Origin of the sequence: Streptomyces sp. FH025, assembly GCF_017427025.1 — a bacterium.
In the GTDB taxonomy this organism is placed as follows: domain Bacteria; phylum Actinomycetota; class Actinomycetes; order Streptomycetales; family Streptomycetaceae; genus Kitasatospora.
In genome coordinates this window covers 1-3,626 of the sequence record NZ_JAFLNG010000743.1, presented here as the reverse complement: position 1 = coordinate 3,626, position 3,626 = coordinate 1, and the positions used below count along the sequence as shown (strand labels likewise).

Annotated in this window: 7 protein-coding genes; 6 read left to right on the top strand and 1 reads right to left on the bottom strand. The window is 75.6% G+C overall.

The genetic code is table 11. From position 1 onward, the window contains the following. Positions 1–501: TNT domain-containing protein (locus tag J0670_RS33115; RefSeq protein ID WP_207815872.1), on the top strand; the 501-nt coding region annotated here is incomplete at its 5' end. Between the two features lie 106 nt (positions 502–607). Next, complete coding sequence (locus J0670_RS33110) at positions 608–1,201, top strand: GNAT family N-acetyltransferase (protein ID WP_207815871.1); 594 nt, start codon at positions 608–610, stop codon at positions 1,199–1,201. Positions 1,202–1,215: 14 nt separating this feature from the next. On the opposite strand, the gene J0670_RS33105 is transcribed toward J0670_RS33110, so the two are convergent. Then, a complete protein-coding gene (locus J0670_RS33105; RefSeq protein WP_207815870.1) occupies positions 1,216–1,605 on the bottom strand; it encodes a VOC family protein in 390 nt (129 codons plus the stop codon). Between the two features lie 210 nt (positions 1,606–1,815). Here J0670_RS33105 and J0670_RS33100 point away from each other — a divergent pair, with 210 nt between their 5' ends. The 4 genes from J0670_RS33100 to J0670_RS33085 form a co-directional block, all read left to right on the top strand. Then, on the top strand, positions 1,816–2,259 hold the full coding sequence (locus tag J0670_RS33100) for an HAD family hydrolase (RefSeq protein ID WP_207815869.1): 444 nt from the start codon (positions 1,816–1,818) through the stop codon (positions 2,257–2,259). Positions 2,260–2,324: 65 nt separating this feature from the next. Continuing rightward, complete coding sequence (locus J0670_RS33095) at positions 2,325–2,732, top strand: DUF3040 domain-containing protein (protein ID WP_207815868.1); 408 nt, start codon at positions 2,325–2,327, stop codon at positions 2,730–2,732. Next, entirely contained in the window at positions 2,732–3,046 is a 315-nt protein-coding gene (locus J0670_RS33090; protein WP_207815866.1) for a PRC-barrel domain containing protein, read from the top strand. Before J0670_RS33095 ends, J0670_RS33090 begins: the two co-directional genes overlap by 1 nt. Positions 3,047–3,049: 3 nt before the next feature. Next, positions 3,050–3,626, top strand: a 577-nt coding sequence (locus J0670_RS33085) for a type 1 glutamine amidotransferase domain-containing protein (RefSeq protein WP_207815863.1), incomplete at its 3' end; no start/stop codon positions are given.

Below are 3,626 nucleotides of genomic sequence, written 5' to 3'. Positions count from 1 at the left end.
GACCTCCCGACCGCCGGCCCGGTCGGCCGCCAGCTCACCGGCTACCAGCGCACCGGCGGCGCCACCGACCAGGACTTCCTGGCCAAGTACTACGACCCGGCCGCCAACGGCGGCAAGGGCGGCTGGATCTACCCGCCCGCCGACGGCTACGTCACCCTGCCCGACGGCAGCCCGGTCGAGTTCGACCTCACCCTCTACCCGAACCAGAACATCGACCGCTACGGCAGCGAGTACGGCGCCTTCCTCGCCCCCGAGGGCCTGCCCTACGCCAACCGCGCGATCCCGCCGCAGAGCCTCGACGGCAACCCGGCCGCCGGCTGCAACTACCACGACTACAAGGTGGTCAAGCCGTTCAAGGTGCACGCCGGCCCGATCGCGCCCTGGTTCAACCAGCCCGGCTGGGGCCTCCAGTACCAGCTCGACGCCACCCTGCTGCCCGGCGGCCCGGCCAAGCTGAACGTGCTCTGGCTGGTCGACAACGGGTACCTGGCCCGGATCTGACCCCGCCCCCACGGCGTCCGGTGGTCGACCGCGCTTCGACCACCGGACGCCGCCGGCACCGGACAATTCGCTGGCGGGCGCCGCCGACCGGGGATAGGAAGGACGGATGACCACCAGCGAGACCGTCACCGACCGGCGCGTGCTGCGCCCCACCGTCCTCGACCTCGGGGACGTCCTGCTGCGCCCGTGGGGCCGCGCCCTCGACGTACCCGGCGGCATCGTCCCCGCCCTGCTCGCCGCGGCGGCCGACCCGGACATCGACCGCTGGAACCCGCTCGGCACCACCGACCGGGCCGCCGCCGAGGCCTACCTGGACCGCTGCGACACCCACTGGGCCGACGGCACCGCCGCCGCCTTCGCCGTCACCGACACCGCCGACGGCGGCCTCCTCGGCAACGCCTACCTGCGCTGGAGCGACCGCGCCGACGGTATCGCCATGGTCGGCTACTGGCTGCTGCCCGCCGCCCGCGGCCGGGGCCTGGCCACCCGCGCCACCGCCGCCGTCACCCACTGGGCCGTCGACACCGCCGACGCCCGCCGCATCGAGCTCTACCACGCCGTCGGCAACGACCGCTCCTGCCGCGTGGCGACCCGCGCCGGCTTCCCGTACGAGGGCACCCTGCGCGCCTCCTACCGCTACAGCGGCCGCGACTACCAGGACGAGCACCTCCACGCGCGCCTGGCGACCGACCCGCGGTGACGGCCGGGTGCCGGCTACCGGTGGTGCTGCGTGAGCTGGATGAGGTTGCCGCAGGTGTCGTCCAGGACGGCGATGGTGACCGGGCCCCGCGCCGTCGGCTCCTGGACGAACCGCACCCCGAGCCGGCTCAGCCGCTCGAACTCGCCGTGCACGTCGTCCACGGCGAACCGGGCGACCGGAACGCCGTCCTCGACCAGGGCCGCCTTGAACGGTTTGACGGCGCGGTGGGCGTCGGGCTCCAGCAGCAGCGAGGAGCCCTCGGGCTGCTCGGGCGAGACCACCGTCAGGTGGCGGTACTCGCCGAGCGGGGTGTCGGACTTCTTCACGAAGCCCAGCACCTCGGTGTAGAAGCGCAGCGCCTTGTCCTGGTCGTCGACGAACACGGTGGCCAGTTTGATCCTCATGAGTCGTCCTCCGGTGCGCCCTGGTGGCGGCGGTCGCCGCCGAGTCGATCGTAGGTCGCGTCCTGCGGCGGAGGGCCGTCGCGAGCGGCCGTCCGGAGCAGCCGTCGCCGCTCCGTGAACCCGTCCCCGGCAGGCTGCGCGCCGGGCCGGGGAGCGGCCTAACCTGGAAGGGCGCGCACGATGCGTGGCCTGCGAACGGGAGCGACGGCCATGACGGTGATCTCGGCGGCTCTGTTCGGTACCGACTGGCAGCCCCGGCTGCCCGGCGGCGCCGAACTGTTGCGCGAGTGCGCCGCCCGTGGCTGGACGGTCGTGCTGACCGGGCCGGGACCGGCCGGAGCGCCCGCCCTGACCGTGGCCGCCCCCGGCGGCGACCCCGTACGGGCCGCGCTGGAGCTGGTGGACGGCGCGCCGGCGCACGCCGTGGTGGTGGCCGGGAGCGTGCGTGAGGTGCTGGCGGCGCGGCGGGCCGGGGTGCCCTGCGTGGCTCTGGAGGCCGGCGGGGACGCCGGCGGAGAGCTGTGGGCGGCGGGCGCGGTCGAGGTCCACCGCGACGCGGCCGCGCTGCTGCGCGTCCTGGACGACAGCCTGCTCGCCCGCCCCCGGGCCTTCGGCCCGGTGGGCGCCGGAACAGGCGGCGCCCGGAACGGTTAGCGCCCGCCCGTACCGGGCAACCGCCGGGTGCGAGCACGTCACCGGAAGTGTCGGAGGTGACCGAGATGGACGGACCCGCGTTGAGCGGATGGGAGCGGCGGCTCCTCGAGGAGATCGAGTCCGATCTGCGCCAGGACGCGCGGCTCGACCGGAAGTTGAGCACGATGGGCGCCAAACCGCCCAGCCGGGCCAGGCGAGCGCTGCGCTCCGTCGGACGCCGGATCACGGCCGGCGTGGTGCTGACCGCGCTGGTGATGACGGCGTTCTGCCTCAGCATCGGCGCGCGGACCCCGACCACCGCGGTGCTGACCGCCCTCGGGGTGGTCTGGGCGGCCTCGGTGGCGGCCGCGGTCGCCGCCTCGGAGCTGTTGCGGCGCCGGAGCGCGCGCCGGGCCGATCTGCCCGACGGGGCGGAGCGGCCGGACCACCGGGAGGGCCGCGAACGCCGCCCCTGGGACCAACCGGAGGCGTGATGGGTACCGACCTGTGGGAGTACCGTCCGGGCTCCCACCCCGCCGCCGACCTCAGCCTGATCGGGTACGAGGTGCGGGCGACCGACGGCCCGCTCGGCCGGGTCGAGCAGGACACCGGAGACCACCTGCTGGTGGACGCCGCACCCTGGGTGCCGGGCGCCCGGGTGCTCGTGCCGGTCGGCCTGGTCGCCCGGATCGACCACCTGAACCTCGCCGTCCACCTGGACTGCCCGCGAGCCCGGCTCAGCACCGCCCCGCCGACGGCCGAGGACCTGTCCGACCCGCACGCGCAGCCGGGCCGGGCCACGGACTGAGCCATGGGCTGGCCGTCCACCACCCTCACCGGCCGGACGATCGCCTTCCTGGTCGCCCCGTTCGGGGTCGAGCAGGACGAACTGACCTCGCCCTGGCAGGCGGTCGCCGAGTCCGGCGGCACCCCGCGCCTGCTCTCCACCGCCCCGGGCCGGGTCCAGGCCGTCCGGCACTGCGCGCTCGGCGACACCTTCGCCGTCGACGGCCTGGTGGCGCGGGCCGACCCGGCCGACTACGACGGGCTGGTCCTGCCCGGCGGAGTCGCCAACCCCGACCGCCTCCGGCTCGACCGGGCCGCGGTCGCCTTCGTCCACGCCCACTGCGCCTCGGGCCGCCCGGTCGCCGCGATCTGCCACGCCCCCTGGACCCTGATCGAGGCCGACGCCGTCCGCGGCCGCACCCTCACCTCCTGGCCCAGCCTGCGGACCGACCTGCTCAACGCGGGCGCGCACTGGGTGGACGAGGAGGTGCACGTCTGCCACGACGGCCCCGGCCCGCTGGTGACCAGCCGGAAGCCGGGCGACCTGCCGGTGTTCAACGAGGCGCTGGTGACGGAGTTCGCCCACGCGGGCGCCAAGCGGC

Coding starts and splice junctions, on each gene's coding strand:
- J0670_RS33110 (WP_207815871.1), top strand. CDS start 608: ATGACCACCAGCGAGACCGTCACCGACCGGCGCGTGCTGCGCCCCACC.
- J0670_RS33105 (WP_207815870.1), bottom strand. CDS start 1,605: ATGAGGATCAAACTGGCCACCGTGTTCGTCGACGACCAGGACAAGGCG.
- J0670_RS33100 (WP_207815869.1), top strand. CDS start 1,816: ATGACGGTGATCTCGGCGGCTCTGTTCGGTACCGACTGGCAGCCCCGG.
- J0670_RS33095 (WP_207815868.1), top strand. CDS start 2,325: ATGGACGGACCCGCGTTGAGCGGATGGGAGCGGCGGCTCCTCGAGGAG.
- J0670_RS33090 (WP_207815866.1), top strand. CDS start 2,732: ATGGGTACCGACCTGTGGGAGTACCGTCCGGGCTCCCACCCCGCCGCC.